The following is a 19,509-nucleotide window of genomic DNA, read 5'->3' on the forward strand; positions in this document are numbered from 1 at the left end:
CGTGTCCAAGGTGGATTGTCATTATTTTGGTATTCGGCACCACGGGCCCGGTTCTGCGCGGCGACTTGTCGCCGCGTTGGATCAGCTGAAACCAAAAAAAGTATTGATAGAGGGCCCCGCTGATTGCAGTGAATTATTGCCTCTGCTGGCTAGCGCACAGATGCAGCCACCGGTAGCGCTACTCGGCTATGCCACAGAGTCGCCCGGCTCCAGCCTTTACTACCCGTTTGTGGAATATTCCCCTGAGTACCAGGCCTGCCTATGGGCTGTACAGCAGGGAGTAGAAGTAAAATTCATTGATCTGCCCATTAATATTCAGTTGGCGCAGCTGCTCCAATCTGAAGTCCAGGACCTTGAAGCGGAGCAAGACGGCGGAGAGTCTGATTCCCCTGCGGTGGCAGGCGAGCCAGAGCCACCATCTGATACCTCTGATCCTATCGGCCTTTTGGCGAAGCTGGCGGGCTATGAGGATGGTGAGGCCTGGTGGAATGACCTGATCGAGCAGAATAACGATGACAGTGCGGAGATATTTGCCCGGGTAGAGTCGGCGATGACCGTGCTGCGCGGAGAAATAACTGAAACCGCGCCGTTATCGCAAAGGGATTTACTGCGCGAAGCCTATATGCGCCTGGAAATTGCCAAAGAAAAGAAAGGGGTGGAAGGTGAGGTTGCTGTAGTCTGCGGGGCCTGGCACTTACCGGCATTTCGTGAAAAGCATACAGCAAAAGATGATCGCGCACTGATTAAACAGCTGCCGGCGAAATTGCCCAAGAGCAAAGTGAAAACCACCTGGATACCCTGGACATCACCGCGATTGGCGATGGCTTCCGGTTACGGGGCCGGGGTTGCTGCACCTATGTGGTACCAGCATATTTGGCGCGAGGGCACCGGCGAGCAGTGGCTGGAGCTTTGGTTTGGGCGGCTGGTGCGCGCATTGCGCGAAAGTGGGCAAGTGGTCTCTACAGCCTCGGTTATTGAAGCCGTGCGCCTGAGCCGCAGTCTGGCAGCCGTTAGAAATCGTCCAGCTCCGGGGTTTGAAGAAATTATTGAAGCCGCTGTGGCCTGCCTCTGTTTTGGCGAGCGCCTTATTTGGCAACAGGTAGAAAGAGAGTTGCTTCTGGGTGAGCAAGTTGGCTCCATCCCCGAGGATGCCCCACTGGTGCCCCTGCTGGAGGATCTACAGCGCTGGCAGAAAAAGGCCAAGCTAAAGCCCACCGCTCTGGATAAAGAAGTTTCCCTGGATTTACGCAGTGATATCGGCCTGAATAAATCTACGTTACTGCACCGTCTTGCTGTGCTGGAAGTGCCTTGGGGTAAACCCTCCCATACCGGAAAAAGTCGAGGTACTTTCCGGGAAAACTGGGTGCTCAGCTGGCAGCCGGAGTATGGGGTTAAGTTGGTGGAAAACTTAGTTTACGGTTCCACCATTGAGCAAGCGGCTAACAATAAACTTATCGAGGCGATCTCGGTTGAGAGTCATTTGGGCAAGTTAGCAGAAGTGGTTTTGCTGTCCCTCGAATCTCAGTTGCACCGGGCTTCTGAAGCGGGCCTGAAACGATTGGCCGAGAGAGCGGCTCTGGCCAGTGACGGTATCGAGCTTCTCGACAGCCTGCCGGCGTTAATTCAGGTACAGCGCTATGGTACCGCGCGAGAATTAGCGTTGGAGCAAGTTGCCGGCCTGGTAGAACGCTTAGCCATGCAATCTGCCCTTGCCCTGCCGTACGCCTGTCGCAATCTTAACGATGAAGAGTCCCTACGGCTGCGAAACAGTATTCACAGCGCTCACCAGGCACTGCAATTGGCAGAGTTGGGTGATGAAATTATGGAGGACTGGTGGCAAGCCTTCGAGCAACTGGTAGACAGCTCTCTTTCCAGTTTACAGGTCAGCGGCCTTTGTGCGCGTCTTTTGTATCAGGCTGAAAGATTTGATGGACATCGCTTGCAGCAATTGCTGGAAAAATCCCTGTCTCCAGCGGTAGCTGCCGCCGATGCAGCACGATTTTTCGAGGGCTTTTTTGCCGAAGCGGTTGAGCGCCTGCTGTACGACCCGGTACTGATGGGAGCGGTACAGCGCTGGTTGTTGCATCTGGACGAAGACGTATTTATCGAGTATCTGCCCTTGTTCCGACGCGTATTTTCCAGTCTCGATGCGATGGAGCGTCGGCGCATGATGGAGCTGGTACTCGGTGCCCGATCTAACCACTCGGTATCCAAAGACATTAATCCCGAAGTTTTGCCGTTGTGGTCAGAGCATCTATTGCGTATCGGCAAATTAATCCAGAAGGACAAGACATGGGCGCAGTAAACGAAGTGTCTGAAGAGCAACAAACCGGTGAGATAACGGTCGATAAAGACCAGCAAAAGGAACGCCGTTGGCGCCTGGTATTGGGGGCTGATGAAGGTGAATCCGGGCTTTCTGAGCGGGATATGCGTTTGTCCCAAGCGTTAAGTGCGCTTTATGGCAGCGGAGACTCGGAGTCTGGTAAAAAAGGTCGAGGTGGTTTGTCCCGCTCGTCGCCACAAGTTTCCCGTTGGCTGGGTGATATCCGCGAGTTCTTTCCGACTTCGGTAGTACAAGTTGTCCAGCGTGATGCGTTTGAGCGACTTGGCCTCAAGCAGATGCTCATGGAGCCCGAGTTTTTGTCAGCGATTGAAGCGGATGTTCACCTGGTCGCGGACTTGGTAAGCCTGCGTTCAGTGATGCCCGAGAAGACTATTGAGACTGCTCGCCAGGTCATCAAGAAAGTGGTCGATGAGCTGATGGAGCGTTTGGAGCGAAAGACCACAGAAGCGGTTAGGGGAGCTGTCAATAAATCAAAACGCAGTTTCAGGCCGCGTTTTGCCGATATCGACTGGCATAGAACTATTCAGCAAAATCTCAGGCACTACCAACATGACTACCACACAGTGGTGCCTGAGAAGTTGATTGGTTTTATGCGGCAAAGTCGCCGGCTTGCGGACCTGGATGAAGTCATTCTATGTGTTGACCAGTCCGGCTCCATGGCGACATCGGTGGTGTACAGCTCAATCTTTGCAGCGGTAATGGCTTCAATACCGGCAGTGAAAACCAAATTGGTCTGCTTTGATACCGCAATAGTAGATCTTACTGAGGACCTGGAAGACCCAGTCAGCGTTTTGTTTGGCGTGCAACTGGGTGGTGGCACAGACATTAACCAGGCGGTGGCTTATTGTGAGGATAAAATTGAGCGGCCTGGCAAGACGCATTTAATCCTGATTACCGACCTGTATGAAGGGGGGAATGAAGAGGAGTTAAAAGCACGGGTTGCTAACCTTGTTCGCCAGGATGTAAATGTGATTACCTTACTGGCACTCAGTGATGATGGGCGTCCATCTTATGACCAGTCGCTGGCGGAAGATTTTGCTGCGATAGGCTCTCCGGTTTTTGCCTGTACACCGGATCAATTCCCGGACCTGATGGCAACGGCGCTGCGTCGGGAAGACGTTCTTAACTGGGCTGCAGATCAGGATATCAAAGCCGTTCGGCCAAAAGCCTAAATTCTTATCCACTAAATGATGGAGCAGGGGCGACGCCTACTCCATCATTTGGTCATCTCCCTAACTCTCCTTTCTTTAATAAAATCTATAAATTCGTAGTCGTGTTGGCGCGTATTAAAAATAAAACCCAAACTAAATTCCTATTTTATTAGGAATAATTTCTCATGGCTCTTTCTTAGTGCTGGATCAAAATCTCCTAGGCAGGACCCTGGACTATGAATAACGAACACAGCGCTAAGGATAAATTTGATGAAACTCCCTCGTTCAAGTCTCTATAAAATCGCCATTGTCTCAATGATCGGGATATCCAACATTTCCATTTCTAAGCCAGCAATTGCCGATGATGTTGAATGTGGGGATACGATTACCACCTCTGTTACTTTGGATGAGGATCTCACTTGTGATGTCAGCCCTGCTTTAACTGTGATAGGCCCTGATGGACGCCTGAATATGACCGGGTACGAGGTTCAATGTGATGGTAGTGAAGTTGGAGTGCTGTTAGAGGGGCGTGCTGCGCTACTTCGAGGAGGGCAGGTTGCAGATTGTGAGGTGGGTGTTTTAGCGAATGGAGATGGATTCCATAATATTCAAGCGGTATCGACCACGGCAAATGCCAGCGCTGGATTTCAGTTAGTGAGCAATAGCAACTATATGACAGCCTGTACCGCTCAAACAAATACGGGGGTTGGACTAATTGTTACTGGAGAGAGGAATAACGTCTTCCAGAATACCTTTGAAGAAAATACCTTGAGTGGCATTCAGATAGATGGTGATCGGTCATATATAACAGAGAATTTCTGTTTTGAGAATATGGGCTCAGGAATAGAGATTAATGATTCCAGTAATAGCTGGATCGTTGAAAATGCATCAGAAAATAATGGCACTTCAGGTGCGGGAACGGCAGGAATCTTAATGAATGATTTTGATCAGCAATATAATTTGATCATTTTAAATGTGGGGATTCTCAATGAAGATTTTGATGCGCAAGATTTAAACAGTGATCCCTGCAATGGTACAAATTTATGGCGAAATAATACTTTTGATACTGTAGATCCTAGCTGCCTGGATTGAAATATACGGATATAAAAAGATAGTGCCACTATGGTGGCTTCGGTAGTGGTGTTATCTTTTACAATTTATATTCCTGTAGCTTGTATATCAATATGCTCTATTCCCCGCTTAAACTATTTTACTAAATTTTGCGGACAAATTTCCCATGGCTGTTACCAGTTTTTGACTCAAAATCAGCATGACATATCTTTTCTGTATTTGAGCTTTATTTGGGAGGACTCTCGTGAGCTTTATATCTCGAACTGTGATAAGCAAGGCATTGATAACTTCTTTGGCGGCTTCTTTATTGTCTGCATCTTTGTGTTCACTAGCAAATGGTGCTGTTGAGTGCGGAGACACCATAACCAGTCCGGTAATACTGGATCAAGATTTGCTCTGCAATGTTACCCCGGCTTTGACTGTAACTGGGCCGACCGGATATCTGGATTTGAATGGTTATACGCTGAGTTGTGATGGAACTACAGTGGGAATTTTGGTCGATGGTTTTGCGGCCATAATATCGGGCGGGGTGTTACAGGATGGCTTTGTATCTAATTGCAATACAGGTATTTCTGTAGAAGGTTCCGGTATTCATAATTTGTTCGGCCTGAACACCTCTGGTAATACTTCTTCTGGTATTGAGTTTGTTAGTAGTAATAATACGCTAACCATATCAAATATATCGGATAATGCAGGTACAGGTATTATAATCGCGGGGGGAACAAATAATCTGTTTTCTAATGACATAAGTCGAAATGAAATAACGGGTATACAGGTAGATGGTAGCAGTTCAATAATATCGTCAAATACAGTATCGGATAATACTTTAACTGGAATACAAATTAATAACGCCAGTAGCTGTCTTATCAGCCAGAATACGGTGGAGAATAATGGCACTCAAGGGTCAAATACTGCAGGAATCTTAATGGAGCTATTTGGCCAGACTGGAAACAATATCGTAGGAAATACTGTCTCTGGCAATGTGGATTTTGACTTGCAAGATGACAACTCTGCACCCTGTGAGAATAACTGGATAGGAAATTCTCCTGATGCGACTACCTCTGGTGAATGTGTGACATCACAGTAACATTAATTTAGTTGCAAATTTGGATCTGAAGGCAGTTCATTATTTGCCTTCAGATCTCTAGAGTTAATGTCTTTACTCTACAAAAATTTCATGAGACGTGCCGCAAGTCTTTTTAAGGTGCCTTACGTCTATCTCTATTTCCCATAGGTTTTATTATTGTGTGTGATTTTTTGCTGGTGAGGTTAGCTAAGACTACAAGGGATATATTCTATAGTTATTTTGTCTGCGTGAGATAGCCCAGCCTTTTGGTTGGCTGAGGGATATGATTGTTAAGGTGATTCAAGGAGGATTGTATGGTGTATGAATTTAGGGGATCCGCTAGGCACTTTGTGGTACCTGGTATTTTATACTTTGCTTTAGGTAGTTCCGCCTTTGCGGTTGATTGTGGTGACACAATTACTAGTCCTGAAGTACTTGATCAGGATCTTGTGTGCTCAACAGAACCGGCACTAACGATAATGGGGCCTACGGGTAGCCTAGACATGGCAGAGTACACCCTTAGGTGCGATGGCTCTGCTGTTGGTATCCAGATTGACGGTGTTGCGGCTTTCCTATCAAATGGTGTGGTAACACTATGTGACATCGGAATATCGTTGGATGGAACTGGAGCCCACAATATACAGGCAATCAGAGTAGATGGAACAGATATATCAGGGATCGCTGTTAATAGTAGTTTTAACTCTGTTATTCAGTCAGGAATATTTAAAAACAGTGGTACTGGCATATTTATAGCTGGTGATAATAATAATGTGTCTTCTAGCTCGATCCTAGATAATTTAGAGAATGGTATTCAATTAGAGGGTAATAACAACCTTATTGTAAGCAATGAGATCAGTCGAAGCACATTAAATGGTATCTTAATTGGTAAAGCAGATGGTAATACGGTTGCCCAAAATACCGTCTCAATGAGTGGGATTGGAGGGGCGAATACCGCTGGAATCTTACTGGAACTTTTGGGGCAGTCTGGCAATGTGATTGTTGGGAATACTGTTTTCAGCAATATAGATTTTGATCTGCAGGATAATAATAGTTCACCCTGTTTAAATAGCTGGGTTGGGAATTCACCTGACGCTACTACCTCTGGACAGTGTATAATATCAAATTAGCGCTTCTTTCTGTAGGGTAGAGAGCCTGTTGCCAAACTATTGTTTGTCAGTAGGCACATTGTTGTAGAAACTCTACTCGATGCAGGCCTAGTTTGCGCTTCCAAAGTTATTTCCCTACCATATTGTCCTAGTGCAAAAGATGTATATATCCACTAGATTATCTGAGCCTTCAACCGAATAGCCGAATGATGTATTAGAGTTTGATTGTCTTTGGTATATATTTACACAGTCGCCGTATATGATGACTCCTTGTTGTACGTTGCTATCTGTTGTAACAATAAACAAAAATTATCATCACCGAATATTCTTATACCACTGCCATTGGTATTACTAGAGCTGACATTTGTTTGAAAGTTATGGTCACTTTGAATGGCGATGCCAACTATAAACGTGTCTGTTACATTTGCGCCGCTCATGTAGTGAAAACCATCACCTTCAAAGCGGATAGTGCACCACCATTGTAACTGATATTAAAGTTGTTCGTATTTAAGATGTCGTTTGGTCCAATAGCTGTAATAACGGGGCTAATTGCACAATGTGTTATGTGGGTATTTAGTACCTCTGTTGTGGTGATTACATCTTCACAGTTAACACCATAAGTGATACTTGTTATAGCTCGTTTGGCTGGTATTTCCGAAATTTCTTTGGTTTTTTTACAGGAGGGCTGTTGAAAATTTCATATCTTTACTTTCGAACAACCCGTGAGGCTCCTTAAGTCATTCAATACATGAGTTATTGCTGCTAGTGAATTGGTTGCCAAACCATGTAGTGCCAGTGCAGGCTGGGTTGTTGTTGTCCACAAGATCATTATTGTTATTGGTCTGTGCAACATTACCTGTAATTAGCGCATTTTCTTGATCGAAGTTCCTTACTCGAATGCCGAACTGATCATTGGCGTTTGCGCTATTTTGAATAATTTGAGATCCATCAACATCCCTAATGTCAATGCCTGCACCACCATTGTTAGAGGCATTGCTAAGTGATATTAGAGTGTTATCTCCAAAAATGTTTATACCACCATCGGCGTTACTGGTAACATTTAAAAGATTAAGGAAATTTTCATTTCCGAGGACTTCGATGCCGATGCTTAAGTTAAACGTATAGTTGGACCCGGATAAGAAGTTGTTATTGCTAACTATTCTGACTCCGGTAATAGCATTTTCAATTGCGGTAACACTGCTGATATTGTGGAATCCGCTCCCCTCGATTGATATTCCAGTCTCACAGGAGGTGATAATTCCCGTTTGAGGTTGGCTATTGGTTAAATTTGCAAAGCTGCCGTCCAATAGTATTCCAACACCCGCCATTCCATCGCAGGACATTTCGTAACCATTGAGGTCCAGGCTCCCCTCTGGTCCTATTATTGTGATCGCTGGATCAGCAGCACAGTTGGATATATCCGCATCCAGTACTTCTGCTGTAGTTATAACATCGCCACAACTTACTGCCGACACCAAGCCTGAAGAGGTGATAAAGGTGAATCCAATTGTTAGTGCGATTATCGACTTAGGATAGAAGCTATTTTTCATCATCGTATGATTGGTGCTTGTTGATTGAATTGTGACTTTCGGAGTGTGGCTTTTTGAGGTTTACTAACAATGAGATCTTTTTCTTATTTTCTTAGTTAAATATTCTTATTGATAAAATCTGTGTTTGACTCAAGATTTCTGGTTGTAACAGAGTTGTGGCACTCTTTTAGATAAAGATTTTGTTTTAATTTGTAGTTTTTCAGTAGCTTTAATTCTTATGTAGATAGAGTGCCGCAATACCAAATTTATTGTCTGCAAGGCTTAAGGTGTAATTGATTATGAGAAAGAGAACAATAGGTAGGATTTTAAAGTCATTCGTCTTTATGGCTGGCTCTCTAGGGGGGGATGGCATTACCAGTGTATGCGGTACCTGAATGCGGTGATGTTATTACCTCAGCAGAAGTACTGGAAAAAGAGTTATTTTGCGCTGAAGATCCAGCCCTGACAGTTATCGGCCCCTCTGGCAGTCTTACCATGATAAGTGGGGGGATAGAATGCTCCAATAACAATGTTGGTATTGTTATTGAGGGAACAGGTGCTTTCGTCACGGGTGAACAAATAGACGATTGTAGTATTGGAATATTGGTTGGCGGTAAAGGTTTTCATAGCATCTTCGACATAGAAGTTGGTGATGCCAGTAATATTGGTATTCAGGTCTTGAGCGGTAACAATAATGTTGCTGATTGTGAAGTGGAGGATCGCTCTGCTACAGGAGTGTCGATAATTGGTGACAACAATAAAGTAGGCTCTTGTGTGATTACAGAAAGTGGAGGTTCTGGGATACAGGTTGATGGGGATGGTTTTCAAGTCATTAAAAATACCGTCTCTCACAGTTTCCTATCGGGCATTGAAATAGGCCGCGCGTCAGGGAGGGGGAGTGGCACAAAATATTGTGGCAGATACCTTTGGTGAAGAAGTGGGAGGCGTTGGAATCGTTCTTCGTGGACTAGAACAGGAGAATAATGTCATCATCAGCAATCAAGTTTCAAATAGCGGTGATATGGATTTGCTTGATGAGAATAAGGATGCATGTGAATCTAGGGAGCCTCTGAGTAACTACGTAATACCTCTGGGGGTCTTGAAGGTTGCAGATGTTAGGCGCAGCTCGCCGCGAATGGCCCTAGCCCTTTGCAAGAGCTGCAACGCAGCAGATGCGGCCTTCAAGGTCAGCGATTCACACTTCGCGTTGCGACTTCTTGAAAGGTCTAGTCATTCCTGCGAAGCCGCGCCTTGATTGTGAACCGCTCTGCATGCCAGAGGCATCACAGAGTTACTCAGAGGCTCCCTAGCAATACCTGGCTAGGAAATGACTTTACGTCTGCATTCCCTTCTTGTCTTGACTAAATTGATGTCTTACTTAAAAGCTATCTTTTCTTTAGTAAACGCTGCCTAAGCGGCGTTTACTGCTTTAGCGTGCTCGATTTCCTGTATTTCTACCTACTTGGAAAACTTTCTTCCTATTTTTTCCGCACTATTCTCCTATTGCTGAAAGTGCCATCGGGGATAAGACTCAACACAGCATCAAGCATAGATTCCTGAAGGAAGCTGGGGATTGAGTCCTTGAGAAGCAAGAGTTTATAAGCATAAATGCTGAAGTTCCGGTATTTGTTTTAGCAAAATTAAGCGCAGCTGATCGTAAATTGCTTTCTCTTAATGTTGTTGCATATGGTGCTAATTAATTTTGTGTGTTGATGCAGTATAAGAATCTTAATTTAGCGACATTTCATATTCTAAGGAGATAAATATGAAAAGGTGTGCCCCGTTGGCGGCTGCGGTCCTGCTTGCTGTTGCAAGCCAGGGTGTTTTTGCCTCCGACAATGTTGCGGTTCAGAACCAAAATGGAGTAGGTAATAACGCGACAGCGGATCAAAGTGATCCAACCGTTACATTTAACTTTATCAGCCAAACCCAGACTGGAGACAATAATACAGCCACTGCCACTCAGGTAAACGGAAATACCGGAAGCACAGTTAATCAGATACAAACAGGGAATTTAAATACTTCCACTGTTGCTCAAAATTCATCTGATACTGTGGCTGCCGTTATTACTCAAAATGGGAATACTAATATTGGCGTAATTAATCAGGTGGCATCTACAACCAGTGTTGCAACTATAAATCAGTTCAATCTGGTTAACTTTGCCACGGTTACACAGTCGAGTAGTACTACTGATACAGCAGTTATTAATCAAGTGGGTGACAACAACACCGGTACGGTTGTTCAAACCAATAGCACGACGAGCTCGGCTGTAACTGCTCAACAGGGGAACTTGAATGTGGCTACCGTGTCGCAATTTGTATCCGACACTAACACTTCCACATTAAGCCAGCTGGGGAATAGTAATACTGCTACTGTGAATCAAACAGATAATAATAATACCAGTGCCATTAGTCAGCAAAATGAATTTAACACTATTATCCACGCTCAATCTGGCAGCTTTAATTTGGCAAGTACCACTCAGATCGGTTTGACTAATATGGGTTCGACTATCCAAAGCGGAGCGAATGGTGTTGCCACGGCATTACAGCAGGGTAACTTAAATATGTTTACCGTTAGCCAGGTTAACGATTTTCAAAATGCTAATGTTTCCCAGATTGGAAACAGCAATATGGTAATAATTGTGCAGTAGGGTGAGGCTTAGGACGATATCGGAATTCCGGTCCCTGTGTGAGATAAACTCAACTAGGGGCCGGATTTTTAGCTGTTGGTAAAGGAGCTAATTAGAAGCGGTAGGTGGCAGAAACACCAATATTGCGGGGTTCAACAATGGCTGCGTAGCCATCTGGGTAGCGGCCACCTTCTACTGCCGGTTCAATAGTGAGGAATCCTTCTTCATTAAAGGCATTGTTAACATAGGCTGCGATGCTCCAATCTTCACCTTCATAGTTAACATTCAGGCGGGCGAGAGTGTAATCGCCGGCAACCCGCTCTTCAGTATTAGTGAAATCACCGTAGTACTCTCCTACATAGTTGGCCGAGAGCCCTACGCTAAGCGCATCACTAATCCAGTACTTGGTGCCTAGGTTTGCAGTGACGTTCGGCGCGGAATTAAGTTCGTTGCCGTCAGCATCTGCATAATCAGCACCGGCATCGGTGATTTCAGTCTCCAGCAGTCCAACTCCGGCACGTAATTCCCATTGCGGAGTCAGCATTGCGATAGCTTCGAGTTCAACACCATAGGTCTCTACTGCATCCATATTAACAATTTTGCGAGTAGAGCTGAGTGCCTGATAGCCGGAGTATTCATTGAAAAACAAGCTACCGTTTAGGCTGACGGTGCCGTTTGCCAAGGAACTGCGTAAAGCCAACTCATAGGTATTAACGGTTTCTTCATCGTAGTAGTAGTAATAATAAATGGTGTTATTATCTGTATCGCGGTCCAACTTAAGGGCGCCGCCAGCAGAATTGTAACCTTTGCGCGCACTGGCAGAAACAATAGTCTCCTCGGTTAGATCGTATTGCAGTGCAATTTTAGGGAGAATGATGGTTTCATCAGTATTTAGAGGGTCACTGGAGGGTTCTCCGTAGGAAGTAAAATGAAAGTAGCGGTCTTGTTCTTCTTTTTCCACACGTAGGCCGCTGATCAGGTTCAGACGGTCTGTCAGTGAGTAAGTCACTTCACCATAAAGTGCTGTAGAGGTACTTTCGTCGTCACCAAAATAAGTAACACTGTTGTAGCTGTTAAAGTCTTGATCTCTTTCGAAGTGGGCAAAGCCAATAAAACCATTCAGTGTTTCATTGTTGAGCCCAAAGTTTAGCTTGGCATCGATAGTGGTGTTCTGTTCATCCATTCGAACGTATTGTTGGCTGGTGGCTTCTTCTTCGTAAGAATCAAAGCCCCACTGGTAATCCATATAGGCCGCCAGCACCTCAATGGAAATATTATCACTGACCTGGTAATCCACTTTAGCGCTGGCAGTGGTAGATTCGGTATCCATGTCGCGATAGAAGTTAGGCTCGTAATCGTCAACACCGGTCAAGGTGTAGTACACGCGCCCAGTGTTTCCCTTTTCGCTGTTAGTGGACACAGTAAATAATGTCTTCAACTTTTCAGTGGGGGTCCACAGAAGCTTGCCTTTCAGTCGCTGGGTTTCCAGAGTGTTCAGGTCGAAGTCAGCGGGGTTGCCCTCATACTCTTGGGCATTGCTGATAGTGTCGCCGGTGAGTTGCTGGGCGGTCAGCCGGAAGGCGAGGGTATCGTCAACAATTGGACCGGAAATCATGCCGGAAGTATCGATATAGCCATCCTGGTCGCGGTAACCTACGCGGGCTGCACCTTCCCAATCGAAGCTTGGGTCTTTGGTTTTGATGTAGACAGAGCCGGCAATGCTGTTACGGCCATTGCTGGTGGACTGGGGTCCACGGAATACTTCAATTTGTTCCACATCCCAAATACCGGAATCACCCGTGAGATCTGCAACAAATGGCTCGGCGACACCATCAATCAGGGTGGAAACTCGAGCTTTGGCTCCGCCTGTGAAGGAGTTAAAGCCGGTGGCTGAACCGTTACCGGACACACCGCGAATATCTGGAGTAGCACCAGAAAGTACTACCACGTTAGAGATATTGGACACCGCATCGGTGATGCTCAAGTGTTGCATGCTATTTAAGGTTTCTTCGGTAATTACGGATACCGAAGACGTGGTTTCCTTGAGGGAGCGCTCTGTTTTCTCGCCAATAACAATGACATTTTCCATTGCCTGCGGCGCATACTCTTCTTTCTTCTCATCTGCGGCAATCGCAGTCGCTCCAATCGAAGCAAGAATAGTGAGTGAAACGGCTTTGCTGAGCAGGTGGCGCTTATACATGACGTAATCCCTAGCAATATAACGAAGTCAGAACGACAAGGAAGATCGGCAGGGAATATAATGCTAATCATTCTTATTTGCAAATGTCGAGCTATAGAAATAGACTTCTATTACTCTTTCGTCAGGCGTTAGCTTAGTCGCCGCGATTGATCAGCATTTAGTAATCAATCTTCTACCACTTTGGTGGTGGTACTTCTAACCCTTAAGTGAAACTAGCAATGTATTCCTCTGTTTTAACGGGGCTCGGGCTATTGAGTTGTGCTCTCGCGTCCTCGGTCTTTTATTTAGGGTGTCCCAATCAACAGTGGCGTGAGCAGAGGCCAATTCAGTTTTACCCCGCTCTTCTCATCAGTTTTGCGCTCCTTGTCATTTCCTGGACGCTTTTTCATCAAAATTTTTCGGCAATGTCAGCTTCCTTTACGCTTCTTAGTACTTTTATGCTAGCTCTGGGATTGCTGCCTTTTAGCGGAGTGCTAGATAAGCCAGGCAAAGTTTTGGCAAAGAAAAAGAAGCGAATTGAAAAAGGGTTAGAAGGCTATAAACCCCACTGGTGGGTAAAAAGCCTGTGTGCAGTTTTCTTGGGGTTACCCATTGCAGTTGCCGTTGCTGGGTTGATTGCTCTGTGGGGCCCCGGTGATGTAGTGGTCGATGATAAAAGCCAATTCGTGATGTGGCTGATCACACCTGTCTGGCTCACTTTGGTAAGTCTGGTTTACCTGTTTATTAGTGTCAGACGTATGTTGTCTCTCTACCTGGGGCTAAATTTGGTGCTGTTTACCCTGATGTGGGTAGCGAGATTCGGAGTCTAAGAATATGCGCGTTGAATTGATTAAAACTTATAAAAGCGTGCATACCTGGACCGGTATTCTTGCGGGCTTGTTTCTGTATATCGCTTTTGTCGCTGGTGCCTTGACCATGTTTAAAGGGCCCCTCAATCAATGGGCTCTGCAGCCTGAGACCAGCCTGCCAAGTATTTCTATCGATCAGTATGACAGCCTTATTTCCGAGGTTCTGCAGGCGCACCCGGAAGCAGCAAAACAGATGACTGTCCAATTGCCTCTGGCGGGTCTGCAGGCGGCACCGGTGAGTTGGGAAATCGAGGATGAAGAAACCCATGACCATACTCTCTGGTATGCGAGTTTCAATGAGAAAGGGGAGCTAATCACTCAAAGCTTTACGGTTTCCGCCATTGGCGAATTTGTCGATCATTTACATCGCACTGCCGGTATTCCCGGTGGTGAGGGCCACGATGCTTTTGGTACTTATGTATTGGGTGTTGTGGCGGCTCTGTATTTTGTGGCGCTAATTTCGGGCCTGATTGTTTTCCTGCCCACTTGGTTCAAGGATTTATTGGTACTCCGAAAGGGAAAGAACCGCAAGCGCTACTGGCTGGATTTTCACAATATACTGGGCATCACCTCGCTGCCGTTTCACCTGATTATTGCTTTTACCGCCTTTGTATTTGCATTCCATGATCCGCTTTATGGTGCCCTGCGCGTGGCGGTCTACGGTGATTCCCCCATGTTCACTCGCCCGGCGCCAACAGAGGTGAAGAGCTTCTCTGAGTTGGTGCCTGTCACAGAGTTGGAAGCTGCGATTCAGAAGGGGGAACCCAAATTCCAGATGGCAGAAATCCTCTATTTAAATCTGGATACCCGGGCTCCGCGAATGCGAGTAGGTGGAATCATGCATGGCGAGGTGGTGCGCGGTGCTGAGTACGGCTATGTGCTCGGTAATCCCTATCAAAGGGAGATTCCCTATAGCAGCTTTCTACCCAGCAACTTGAATGGGTACAGTGGCGCAGTAATGAGTTTTTTCTCGCTGCATTTTGGCAGTTTTGGTGGAAATGCCGTGCGCTGGGTGTACTTTATTCTCGGCATTATGGGAGCGCTGATATTCCTCACCGGCAATATACTGTGGATTGAAAGCCGCCGTAAAAAACGCAGAGGGCAGGGGACTCTACCGGTACAAACAACCTCATCAATGGTAATGGCAAGGCTAACAGTGGGCGTTGGTCTGGGTACTATTCTGGGCATAGCCGCCAGTATGCTGGCAGTTAAATGGCTGCCCCATGCGCAGGTGGATATTGAGTTTTGGCAGAAAGCCGCTTATTACACAGGGTTCTTATTTGCGCTGATCTGGGCATTTATACGTCGTCCCATGGCTGCTGCTCGACAGCTTCTTGCCTTCTGTATTGCCACTATTTTCCTGATACCAATTAGCTCACTTATCAAAGGTGATTTGTTGGGAGCTGCCACTCAGGTATGGGCGGTTGACTTTGTTGCGTTACTGATAGGTACATCATTTGTTTTACTTTTGGTTCATCTTCGCAAGCGGCAGGCAAAAATCGAAGCGGACAGTGTCTGGTCTGAGCTTGTGGAGAAGCCCTTGGTAGAGAGTAGTATTCAAAATCCTTTACCTGATACCCATCCACAGGCATCAGGATAATAAAAAGGGGCTCTATTTAGAGCCCCTTTTTTGATGATATATGGGTACTATTGGAATGATTATTTTACCTTTAGTTCATGCCTGATGCCTCTATAGGTATTGCTAAATAGGCTGACTCCAATTCTTGTGCTTATGCGCTTATAAATAAGTTGAATAGCCTGCCCATTCCTTTTCAATAGACTTTGATCCTGAGTAGACAGAAAGCGTTTAAAAGCTAATAGGCTTTGCATCGCTACTTACTAAATAGAAGGCGCTAATTTAAATAAAGACATTACGTCGTTTGATGTGCTTGGGTTTTATTAGGTCCTAGGCCGAAAGTATTATTCAGTGTCAATTTGTTTTAATTTCAAACTTTAAGGTATGAGAAAATATTCTTATCGTTAAGTTAATAACCGTAGCTAGACTAAAAAATGCTTCGCCTCCGTTAAAAGTAAAAAATCTTCGGATGCGAACTTTTTTAATTGTTCTTTTTATAGACTTAAAGGTTTAGCTCATGAAACTAATGGATGTGAAGCTTCTGGTGTCAGCAGTATTGGCTCTTCCCTTTGTGTCAGTGGCTGCGGTGGAGTGTGGAGATACTATTACAACCGCAGAGATTCTCACTGAAGATCTATTAAATTGTAGTGGTACGCCGGCGCTAACGATTGAGGGTCCAACTGGAAGTTTAGATATGAATGGATTCACCTTGGAATGTGGAGGTGGATCCACAAGGGGTATTGACGTCCAGGGTAACGCCGCTGTGCTTTCAAATGGAGTGGTGGATGGATGTGCAGTAGGTATTTTTGTAATTGGAGATGGCTTCCATAGCGTGCAGTCGATGACGGTTCAAGATGGTATTAATACCGGTATTTGGTTAGTAAGTGAATATAATATTGTGAGCGGATCTACTGTTACTGATGGTTATACTATAGGTATAGAGGTTTCGGGTGAGAGTAATAGTGCGATTGGAAACTTCCTTGTAGAAGGTAACCAGGCAGCGCCATTTAGGGGTATAGCTATTAATGGTAATAATGCGTTTGTCGCTCAAAATTTCTGTGACAATAACAGTCAAGGTGGGATCGTAATTCAGCCCTCTTCAGGTGGGCAAGTGATACAAAATTCAGTAACAAATGGTGGCCAGACAGGTATATCAATGGAGGGTGGCGGACAAAGCGACTATTTGGTTACTGGAAACATAGCAACGGGTAACCCTGATGGTGATTTGGTTGATTCAAATCCGGATGCCTGTATGTCTACAAATTTATGGTATGGAAATATTTTTGATACGGCTGATCCGAGTTGTTTAGATTAAATAATAATCTATGGAGTAGTCGAAGTGTATGGCTGCTCCTTCATTTATTAGTAAGAAATACTCACTCTCTGGTTGCTCGCCTGTGTAAACAGGATACTTTCTTCCCACTAGCATACAACTAATCTCTCATAGAAAAACCTTTGTTTCTTATCAATACTGAATTCAGCATCGTTTTATCACTCAAGAAGTATCGCAATATTGTTGTTTGTATGCGAAGTAGTATGAGTTTGACTTATGAAGCTAGTCATTCAACTGTCACCGCCCGCCCCTAAGTGGCCCATGCTATGCGCCACGACCTCAATATTTGTTCTACTCAATGATGCTGCGTTCTTGAAAAAATCGTCGTAAAAGCTTTCGAGCTGGACCTGTCATCTTTAAGGAGTATTAGATGAGCATGTACAGACCTGTTGCAGCAACTGTTTTATTTTCAATGATTGGAACTGCCGCTCTTGCCGCAGACCACACCTATGATGTCCTTCAGGTAGGATCGGGTAACACCGCTAACTCAGACCAAAGTGACCCTTCTGCTATTGGTGATACAGTAATCCAAGTTCAGGTGGGCGATGATAATGAGGTATATGCCACCCAGAACCTATTTACTTCCTTCAGTTTGATTCAGCAATCACAGGTGGGTGATAGTAACTATATTGAGGCAACTCAGGTCGGCTCTGTATTATCAAGCATTTTGGTGGAGCAAATTGGGGATAATAACTCAGCGACACCTGCGCAGGAGTTTGCCGAGTTAAGCACTATTTTGATAGTGCAGATTGGGGATAATCATGAAGCCTCATTTACTCAAACAAATACAGTGAATGAATTTATTGGTATTGTTCAGGTGGGAGATACCAACGTTCTGAGTGTATCGCAGACAGGTTCGGCAGCAAACTCTATCTCTATGCATCAAGAAGGTAGTGCGCAGAGTGCGGCAGTGACACAAACTGCAAGCGTAGGGAATAGTATTACCACTGAGCAATATGGAAGTTCTAATACGTTAAATATAAGTCATATTCTTGCCTTTGATTCTACTGCAATTGTGGTTCAGGATGGTACAGGCAATAGCGCAAATACTCTGCAGCAATCTATCGGGCACTATAGTGAAATTCGCCAGGAAGGCGAAGGCCTGGATGCCTGGCACTCTCAGACTGGTGTCTACAACGAGGCATACTCTCAGCAATTTGGCGAATCAAACAGTGTAGATATTACTCAAAGCGGAGAGTTTGGTGTTGTTTATACGGAACAGCATGGCAGCACCAATACTGCTGAAATAGATCAGGCAGGTGCCTTTAATAGTGTAGATATTATGCAATTAGGGGGATCAGGAAACTCTGTAATGGTCACTCAGCTGGCTAGCTTTAATGCCAGTTCCACTTCCCAGCTAGGAAACTCAAATCAGATCACTCTTACACAAGCCAACGCTAATAATACTGTGTCTACTACTCAAGTAGGGGACGGTAATGTGGGTCTGTTGACTCAGTAAATGATAGGTTCGAGTGCTGAAGTGATAAGGGGCATATCTGTCACGCTCTTTGGCTCTGCAAAAAATTAGCGGCGGCAAGCCTAATTGCCTGCTGCTTTAAGGAGTTAGTAATGAATTCGTTTAAGCCTATTTCGGTGGGTATTTTAGCTGCGATGGTTAGCGCTTTTTCAGTGGCTGCTGATAACACTTATGAGCTTATCCAAATTGGTAATGGTAATACCGCGTCAGCGGATCAGAGTGAGATAACGGTAGTTGGCAGTACCGTCATTCAGGTACAAATTGGCAATTCTAATAATGCTCAGGTAACACAGGAAGGCTTGACTATATCTAGTACAGTTATCCAGCGACAAGTTGGTACCGCCAATATGTCAGATGTGCTGCAGGAAGGTGCGATATCTACGACCTCTACAGTTGCTCAATATGGAGAAAGTAATACTGGTAATTCCCAGCAGTTTGATACGGAGGGAGATGTAAGTGATATTTTCCAGGCGGGTTCCAGTAATACCATGTTCGTTGAGCAAGCCAGTAGTTTTAATAATTCCATAAGTATTAACCAGGTAGGGGTTAATAATAATGGGTTTGGCTCTCAGGCGGATGCATCTGGTAATGTGGGAGTGATGGTTCAGACGGGTGAAAACCTCAGCTTTTTTATGAGTCAGAACGCTGGTGCGATGAATACTGCAACAGGTTTTCAGGCTGGTAACTTACTCTCAATGTCTCTTAGCCAGAATTTTGCCTCAGCATCTAATTCTGTAGGGATTCAAGCAGGTGGGAATAATAATATTGCGATTTCGAGTCAGGTGGGTTTAGGACATGATAGTTTTATTTTTCAAAATGGAACCAACCTTGGAGCCGAAACTGAGCAAACGGGGCTATTTAGTACAGCGTATACGGAGCAGTTTGGTGGAATAAACACGGCTATAACGATACAGACCGTTGGGTTTAACACTGCAGAAACACTCCAGTTTAGTGGTTTACTTAATGAATCTTTGATATTGCAGTTTGGCGGATTTAATACAGCGGCTGCTGTTCAAACAGGAGCCAGCAATTCTACAAGGCTTAGCCAAACAACAGCCGGAAACCTTGCAGGTTCTGCCCAGTATGGTGATAACAATACGGTATTGGGACTTCAGTAACTTGTTGATTTAAGTTCATTGGGAGGTCCAGTCTCCCTTATTATATGGGGAGGCTGTCTAA

The 19,509-nt window shown here is 45.2% G+C and carries 15 protein-coding genes; 13 read left to right on the top strand and 2 right to left on the bottom strand.

Translation table 11 applies throughout. The annotated features are described in order from the left end of the window. The first annotated feature begins 1 nt into the window (after position 1). The 5 genes from ACJJI4_RS03410 to ACJJI4_RS03430 all read left to right on the top strand — a co-directional run bounded on the left by ACJJI4_RS03410 (position 2) and on the right by ACJJI4_RS03430 (position 6,759). A complete protein-coding gene (locus ACJJI4_RS03410; protein WP_444927053.1) occupies positions 2 to 2,305 on the top strand; it encodes a DUF5682 family protein in 2,304 nt (767 codons plus the stop codon). After that, complete coding sequence (locus tag ACJJI4_RS03415; protein ID WP_444927054.1) at positions 2,293 to 3,516, top strand: VWA domain-containing protein; 1,224 nt, start codon at positions 2,293 to 2,295, stop codon at positions 3,514 to 3,516. The genes ACJJI4_RS03410 and ACJJI4_RS03415 overlap by 13 nt, the downstream gene beginning before the upstream one ends. Positions 3,517 to 3,765: 249 nt before the next feature. After that, complete coding sequence (locus ACJJI4_RS03420; protein ID WP_444927055.1) at positions 3,766 to 4,587, top strand: right-handed parallel beta-helix repeat-containing protein; 822 nt, start codon at positions 3,766 to 3,768, stop codon at positions 4,585 to 4,587. 223 nt (positions 4,588 to 4,810) lie between these two features. After that, entirely contained in the window at positions 4,811 to 5,653 is an 843-nt protein-coding gene (locus ACJJI4_RS03425; protein ID WP_444927056.1) for a right-handed parallel beta-helix repeat-containing protein, read from the top strand. Positions 5,654 to 5,946: 293 nt separating this feature from the next. Further along, complete coding sequence (locus ACJJI4_RS03430) at positions 5,947 to 6,759, top strand: NosD domain-containing protein (protein ID WP_444927057.1); 813 nt, start codon at positions 5,947 to 5,949, stop codon at positions 6,757 to 6,759. Between the two features lie 716 nt (positions 6,760 to 7,475). Here the strand turns inward: ACJJI4_RS03430 and ACJJI4_RS03435 are convergent. Further along, positions 7,476 to 8,291, bottom strand: a complete 816-nt coding sequence (locus ACJJI4_RS03435; RefSeq protein ID WP_444927058.1) for a right-handed parallel beta-helix repeat-containing protein — start codon at positions 8,289 to 8,291, stop codon at positions 7,476 to 7,478. A gap of 342 nt (positions 8,292 to 8,633) precedes the next feature. Between ACJJI4_RS03435 and ACJJI4_RS03440 the strand changes: the two genes are divergently transcribed. From ACJJI4_RS03440 to ACJJI4_RS03450, 3 genes are all read left to right on the top strand, one after another. Further along, positions 8,634 to 9,200: a right-handed parallel beta-helix repeat-containing protein gene (locus tag ACJJI4_RS03440; RefSeq protein ID WP_444927059.1), complete on the top strand. Its 567-nt coding sequence runs from the start codon at positions 8,634 to 8,636 to the stop codon at positions 9,198 to 9,200. Beyond that, on the top strand, positions 9,166 to 9,522 hold the full coding sequence (locus tag ACJJI4_RS03445; protein WP_444927060.1) for a hypothetical protein: 357 nt from the start codon (positions 9,166 to 9,168) through the stop codon (positions 9,520 to 9,522). The genes ACJJI4_RS03440 and ACJJI4_RS03445 overlap by 35 nt, the downstream gene beginning before the upstream one ends. A gap of 510 nt (positions 9,523 to 10,032) precedes the next feature. Next, complete coding sequence (locus tag ACJJI4_RS03450; RefSeq protein ID WP_444927061.1) at positions 10,033 to 10,917, top strand: hypothetical protein; 885 nt, start codon at positions 10,033 to 10,035, stop codon at positions 10,915 to 10,917. A 91-nt stretch (positions 10,918 to 11,008) separates the two neighbouring features. Here ACJJI4_RS03450 and ACJJI4_RS03455 read toward each other — a convergent pair whose 3' ends face one another. Then, complete coding sequence (locus tag ACJJI4_RS03455) at positions 11,009 to 13,096, bottom strand: TonB-dependent receptor (protein WP_444927062.1); 2,088 nt, start codon at positions 13,094 to 13,096, stop codon at positions 11,009 to 11,011. Between the two features lie 494 nt (positions 13,097 to 13,590). On the opposite strand from ACJJI4_RS03455, the gene ACJJI4_RS03460 reads away from it, so the two are divergent. From ACJJI4_RS03460 to ACJJI4_RS03480, 5 genes are all read left to right on the top strand, one after another. Then, positions 13,591 to 13,905, top strand: coding sequence for a hypothetical protein (locus ACJJI4_RS03460; RefSeq protein WP_444927063.1), 315 nt, complete (start codon positions 13,591 to 13,593; stop codon positions 13,903 to 13,905). A gap of 4 nt (positions 13,906 to 13,909) precedes the next feature. After that, entirely contained in the window at positions 13,910 to 15,544 is a 1,635-nt protein-coding gene (locus ACJJI4_RS03465; RefSeq protein ID WP_444927064.1) for a PepSY-associated TM helix domain-containing protein, read from the top strand. A gap of 493 nt (positions 15,545 to 16,037) precedes the next feature. After that, the gene (locus tag ACJJI4_RS03470; protein WP_444927065.1) at positions 16,038 to 16,835 is read left to right on the top strand and encodes a right-handed parallel beta-helix repeat-containing protein; all 798 of its coding nucleotides are present in this window, start codon (positions 16,038 to 16,040) and stop codon (positions 16,833 to 16,835) included. Positions 16,836 to 17,223: 388 nt separating this feature from the next. After that, positions 17,224 to 18,312 carry a hypothetical protein gene (locus tag ACJJI4_RS03475; protein ID WP_444927066.1) on the top strand — a complete coding sequence of 363 codons (1,089 nt, stop codon included), beginning with the start codon at positions 17,224 to 17,226 and terminating at the stop codon, positions 18,310 to 18,312. 110 nt (positions 18,313 to 18,422) lie between these two features. After that, the gene (locus ACJJI4_RS03480) at positions 18,423 to 19,448 is read left to right on the top strand and encodes a hypothetical protein (protein WP_413664842.1); all 1,026 of its coding nucleotides are present in this window, start codon (positions 18,423 to 18,425) and stop codon (positions 19,446 to 19,448) included. The last annotated feature ends 61 nt before the right edge of the window (positions 19,449 to 19,509 follow it).

The organism is Microbulbifer maximicatervae (SeqCode) (assembly GCF_052467305.1).

Coding starts and splice junctions, on each gene's coding strand:
- ACJJI4_RS03465 (WP_444927064.1), top strand. CDS start 13,910: ATGCGCGTTGAATTGATTAAAACTTATAAAAGCGTGCATACCTGGACC.
- ACJJI4_RS03470 (WP_444927065.1), top strand. CDS start 16,038: ATGAAACTAATGGATGTGAAGCTTCTGGTGTCAGCAGTATTGGCTCTT.
- ACJJI4_RS03455 (WP_444927062.1), bottom strand. CDS start 13,096: ATGTATAAGCGCCACCTGCTCAGCAAAGCCGTTTCACTCACTATTCTT.
- ACJJI4_RS03430 (WP_444927057.1), top strand. CDS start 5,947: ATGGTGTATGAATTTAGGGGATCCGCTAGGCACTTTGTGGTACCTGGT.
- ACJJI4_RS03450 (WP_444927061.1), top strand. CDS start 10,033: ATGAAAAGGTGTGCCCCGTTGGCGGCTGCGGTCCTGCTTGCTGTTGCA.
- ACJJI4_RS03415 (WP_444927054.1), top strand. CDS start 2,293: ATGGGCGCAGTAAACGAAGTGTCTGAAGAGCAACAAACCGGTGAGATA.
- ACJJI4_RS03480 (WP_413664842.1), top strand. CDS start 18,423: ATGAATTCGTTTAAGCCTATTTCGGTGGGTATTTTAGCTGCGATGGTT.
- ACJJI4_RS03435 (WP_444927058.1), bottom strand. CDS start 8,291: ATGATGAAAAATAGCTTCTATCCTAAGTCGATAATCGCACTAACAATT.
- ACJJI4_RS03440 (WP_444927059.1), top strand. CDS start 8,634: ATGGCATTACCAGTGTATGCGGTACCTGAATGCGGTGATGTTATTACC.
- ACJJI4_RS03475 (WP_444927066.1), top strand. CDS start 17,224: ATGAGCATGTACAGACCTGTTGCAGCAACTGTTTTATTTTCAATGATT.
- ACJJI4_RS03420 (WP_444927055.1), top strand. CDS start 3,766: ATGAAACTCCCTCGTTCAAGTCTCTATAAAATCGCCATTGTCTCAATG.